The sequence below is a fragment of the Variovorax sp. P1_H12_2 genome (assembly GCF_056405335.1).
In genome coordinates this window covers 1-4,570 of the sequence record NZ_JBFUCI010000474.1, presented here as the reverse complement: position 1 = coordinate 4,570, position 4,570 = coordinate 1, and the positions used below count along the sequence as shown (strand labels likewise).

Genomic DNA, 4,570 nt, shown 5'->3' with positions numbered 1-4,570 from the left:
CATATGAAGCGTTGGCGGCGTCGACTGCAATCCCTGCTCACCCCGCAGCTTGTCAATCAGCAGCAGTGCGGCGATGTCGCGAATGCGGCCCTTGACCGGCGCCAGGCCAATCAGATCGGCGTCGAGCTTGTCGAGCAGCGTGCGCGCGCCCGAGGCTTCGAGCAATGCGCCGGGGGTCGAGGTGGTTGCCGCATTCATCATTGACGGCCTCAATAGCGCGAGCCTTCGGGCGCGCGCTGCGCCGCATAGCCTTCGATCCTGTAGCGGATGGTGCGGCCCGGCTCCTCGGTGCGGACCAGGCGAAAGCCCGGTTCTTCCTTCGGGCGATTCACGATGAACGACATCACCACCGACTCGGTGCCGTGGGTCGAATCGAACGCAGTCAGCCGGATGTAATGGTTCGGGAAGGTCCTGCGGCAGCTCCTCAGCTCCAGCATCAGGCCCGCCGCGTCCGTGATGTCGAACATCGGGTTGCCGAACATCTCCCAGTAGATGTTGCGCGGATGCGGGTCGTCGGTGTACTCCAGGCCGATCGCCCAGCCCTTGGCGAGGCAGTAGTCGATCTGCTTGGTGATCTGCGCGTCGGTGAGCTCGGGCAGGAACGAGAAGGTGCCTTGTGTGATTCGCATGGTGGCTCTCTTTGACGGTGGCATCAGGACACGGCCGCGGTCGGCACGAAGTCCGAGGTGTCGGTCGAGGTGTAGTTGAAACTGATCTCGCCCCAGGTGTCGAGGGCGGCCTTCAGCGGCGCGCACCACTTGGCGGCCTCCCGCAGGATGTCCGGCCCCTCGTTCCTGATGTCGCGGCCCTCGTTGCGCGCCAGCACCATCGCTTCGAGCGCCACGCGGTTCGCGGTCGCGCCAGCCTGGATGCCTTGCGGATGGCCGATCGTGYCGCCGCCGAACTGCAGCACCACGTCGTCGCCGAACAGGTCGAGCAGCTGGTGCATCTGGCCCGCGTGGATGCCGCCCGAGGCCACCGGCATGACCTTCTTCAGCGCGCCCCAGTCCTGGTCGAAGAAGATGCCGCGCGGCAGATCGACCACCGTGTGGGTATCGCGGCAGACGTTGTAGTAGCCCTGCACGGTCATCGGGTCGCCCTCGAGCTTGCCGACGGCCGTGCCGGTGTGCAGGTGATCGACACCGGCCAGGCGCAGCCACTTGGCGATCACGCGGAAACTCACGCCGTGGTTCTTCTGCCGCGTGTAGGTGCCGTGACCGGCGCGGTGCATGTGAAGGATCATGTCGTTCTGTCGGCACCAGTGGCTCATGCTCTGGATGGCGGTCCATCCCACCACCAGGTCGACCATCACGATTACCGAGCCGAGGTCCTTGGCGAATTCGGCGCGCCGGTACATCTCCTCCATCGTCCCGGCGGTGATGTTCAGGTAGCTGCCCTTGACCTCGCCGGTGGCGGCACTGGCCTTGTTGACAGCATCCATCACACACAGGAAGCGGTCACGCCAGTGCATGAAGGGCTGCGAGTTGATGTTCTCGTCGTCCTTCATGAAATCCAGGCCGCCCTTCAGGCCTTCGTACACGACGCGGCCGTAGTTGCGCGCCGACAGACCGAGCTTGGGCTTGGTGGTGGCGCCCAGCAGCGGGCGGCCGAACTTGTCGAGGCGCTCGCGCTCGACCACGATGCCGGTCGGCGGGCCGGCGAAGGTCTTGACGTAGGCGACCGGGAACTTCATGTCTTCCAGTCGCGCGGCCTTGAGGGGCTTGAAGCTGAAGACGTTGCCGATGATCGAGGCCGTCACGTTGGCGATCGAGCCTTCCTCGAACAGGCTCAGGTCGTAGGCGACGTAGCAGAAGTACTGGCCCGGATTGTTCGGCACGGGTTCGACGCGATACGCCTTGGCGCGGTACATGTCGCAGGCGGTCAGGCGGTCGGTCCAGACCACCGTCCAGGTGGCGGTGCTCGATTCGCCGGCCACGGCAGCGGCCGCCTCGATCGGGTCGACCCCATCTTGCGGGGTGATGCGGAACAGCGCGAGGATGTCGGTCTCCTTCGGCACGTAGTCGCCGTTCCAGTAGCCCATCTGAGCGTACTTGAGGACGCCTGCCGCGTAGCGCTTGGCGCTGTCGGTGATCTGTGTCGGTTCGTTCATTCGGCCCACGGGCACTCTCCTTGCTAAGGTTGATCGGTTCGAGGTGTTCGATGCCTTCAATGTACGAAGCTCTTTTCATTTGTAATAGTTAATCTTTTTCTCGCATTCATTTGCTTTAACTAATGATCAAGAACGCCACCTTCCGGCAGCTCGCCGCCCTGCATGCGGTGTCGCGGCTCGGCAGCGTCTCGCGCGCCGCGAGCGAGCTGCACCTCACGCAGCCGGCGGTTTCGATCCAGATCAAGCTCCTCGAGGAAGCCGCCGGGATGCCCCTGCTGGAGCGCGAGGGGCGCGGCGTGCGGCTGAGCGGCGCGGGCGAGTTGCTCTCGGGCTATGCGGGCCGCATCCTGGAACTGTGGCGCGAGGCCGGCGACGAGGTGACCGCCCAGCGGGGCGGCTTCTCCGGCACCCTTCGCGTGGGCGCGGTGACGACTGCGGAGTACCTGCTGCCGCCGTTGCTGGTGGCGTTTGCCGACGGCCGACCGGAGGTCAAGATCCAGCTCAAGGTCGGCAACCGCAACGATATCGTCCACATGCTCGCCGGGCAGGAGGTGGACGTGGCCATCATGGGACGTCCGCCGGCCGAACTGAAAACCAAGGCGGTGCCCTTCGCGCGCCATCCGATGGCTTTCCTGGCCGCGCCGACGCATCCGTTGATGACGCGGCGCCGGCTGGCAATCGCCGATCTCTCGGGCGCCAAGCTGCTGGTGCGCGAACGCGGCTCGGGCACCCGCACGACCGTCGAGACGCTCTACCGGGAAGCCGGGATCGCCTTGCGCGTCGGCTCGGAGCTGTCGAGCAACGAGGCCATCAAGCAGATGTGCGCGGCCGGCTTCGGCGTCGCCTTCCTGTCGCTGCACACCTGTCGGCTCGAGCTGGACGCCGGCCTGCTCGCGCTGCTGCCGATGACGGCCAACCCGATCGAGCGCGACTGGTATGCGATGCATCTGGCGACGCGCCGGCTGCCGCAACTGGCCAGCGCCTTCATGCAGTTCCTGGCTGACGACGGCCAGCGTCTGATCCTCGCGCAACTGCGCGCGACCTCGGGTTCATCGACGAAGCGCGGTACTGCAAGGAGCCCGAATGACACTGCCGACCGGAGCCGACGGGCGCCAGCCGCTGGCCGATGAGAGCCGTCCGCCACGCTGCGCATGACGCGCGTTGCATTGCAGTGCTCCACCACGTGACCGCGTAACCCGCGGCGCATGAAGCCAGCGCAGCCAAATGCCGGGGAGATTGCGGAACCGGGCTTGCCGGGCCGCTGGTATCGCCCCCCGAGGGGGCTGAGTTCCGCGGCTCCAAGCCTGCCCGCGCAGGCTTGGACGGACCAAAGAACCGCTGCCTCTGGCAGCGACGCAGAGCGCCGCTGGCGCTTCGGGGGTGTGTAACTCAGGGCTGCTGCGTTTCGGCGCGGKCGCCGGTGGAAGCACCGCTTGCACTACGACGACCGGATTGGAAGCGTCGCGGCGGCATGCCGTCAGGCGGTCGCCGCGCCTTGCCCCGCGCAGCCATCTTTGTCCAATCAAATCATGCACTTGCAGCGGCCATTCAGGGTTTTCCCAGGGAGCCGTGTGAACTGGTCCGCGAGTTGCAATGAAGAGGGAGCGGCAATGCATGGCCCCCGGGGCCGACCCGGCCCTTCGCAGGCCCGCCGCTCCCAACGACATCGCCGCCAAGGCAAGGAGACAGCACACGATGGAAACGTTCTACGAGGTCATGCGCCGCCAGGGAATCTCGCGCCGCAGCCTGCTCAAGTACTGTTCGCTCACCGCCACGTCGCTGGGCCTCGGCCCGGCCTTCGTGCCGCAGATCGCCCATGCCATGGAGACCAAGCCGCGCACGCCGGTGCTGTGGCTGCACGGGCTCGAATGCACCTGCTGCTCGGAATCCTTCATCCGCTCGGCGCATCCGCTGGCCAAGGACGTGGTGCTGTCGATGATCTCGCTCGACTACGACGACACGCTGATGGCCGCCGCCGGCCACCAGGCCGAGGCGATCCTCGAGGAGATCATGAAGAAGTACAAGGGGAACTACATCCTCGCGGTGGAGGGCAACCCGCCGCTCAACCAGGACGGCATGAGTTGCATCATCGGCGGCAAGCCCTTCATCGATCAGCTCAAGCATGTCGCCAAGGACGCCAAGGCGATCATCAGCTGGGGCTCGTGCGCAAGCTGGGGTTGCGTGCAGGCCGCCAAGCCGAACCCGACCCAGGCCACGCCGATCCACAAGGTGATCTTCGACAAGCCGATCATCAAGGTGCCCGGCTGTCCGCCGATCGCCGAGGTCATGACCGGCGTGATCACCTACATGCTGACCTTCGACCGCATCCCCGAACTCGACCGCCAGGGCCGCCCGAAGATGTTCTACAGCCAGCGCATCCACGACAAGTGCTACCGCCGCCCGCACTTCGACGCCGGCCAGTTCGTCGAGGCCTGGGACGACGAATCGGCACGCAAGGGC

Annotated in this window: 4 protein-coding genes; 2 read left to right on the top strand and 2 right to left on the bottom strand. The window is 66.0% G+C overall.

Features of this window, described 5'->3' with window-relative positions:
• Positions 1-209 precede the first annotated feature (209 nt).
• Positions 210-629: a ribulose bisphosphate carboxylase small subunit gene (locus tag AC1D2K_RS30420; protein ID WP_478093623.1), complete on the bottom strand. Its 420-nt coding sequence runs from the start codon at positions 627-629 to the stop codon at positions 210-212.
• Between the two features lie 23 nt (positions 630-652).
• A complete protein-coding gene (locus tag AC1D2K_RS30415) occupies positions 653-2,119 on the bottom strand; it encodes a form I ribulose bisphosphate carboxylase large subunit (RefSeq protein ID WP_478093621.1) in 1,467 nt (488 codons plus the stop codon).
• Positions 2,120-2,232: 113 nt separating this feature from the next.
• On the opposite strand from AC1D2K_RS30415, the gene AC1D2K_RS30410 reads away from it, so the two are divergent.
• Together AC1D2K_RS30410 and AC1D2K_RS30405 are read left to right on the top strand one after the other, a co-directional pair.
• Positions 2,233-3,240, top strand: coding sequence for a LysR family transcriptional regulator (locus tag AC1D2K_RS30410; RefSeq protein WP_478093620.1), 1,008 nt, complete (start codon positions 2,233-2,235; stop codon positions 3,238-3,240).
• Between the two features lie 565 nt (positions 3,241-3,805).
• Positions 3,806-4,570 (top strand): hydrogenase small subunit (locus AC1D2K_RS30405; protein WP_478093618.1); only part of this gene is annotated, 765 nt, incomplete at its 3' end.

What these genes read in the sequence shown, in the direction of transcription:
- AC1D2K_RS30420 (WP_478093623.1), bottom strand. Translation starts at nt 629, where the DNA reads ATGCGAATCACACAAGGCACCTTCTCGTTCCTGCCCGAGCTCACCGAC.
- AC1D2K_RS30410 (WP_478093620.1), top strand. Translation starts at nt 2,233, where the DNA reads ATGATCAAGAACGCCACCTTCCGGCAGCTCGCCGCCCTGCATGCGGTG.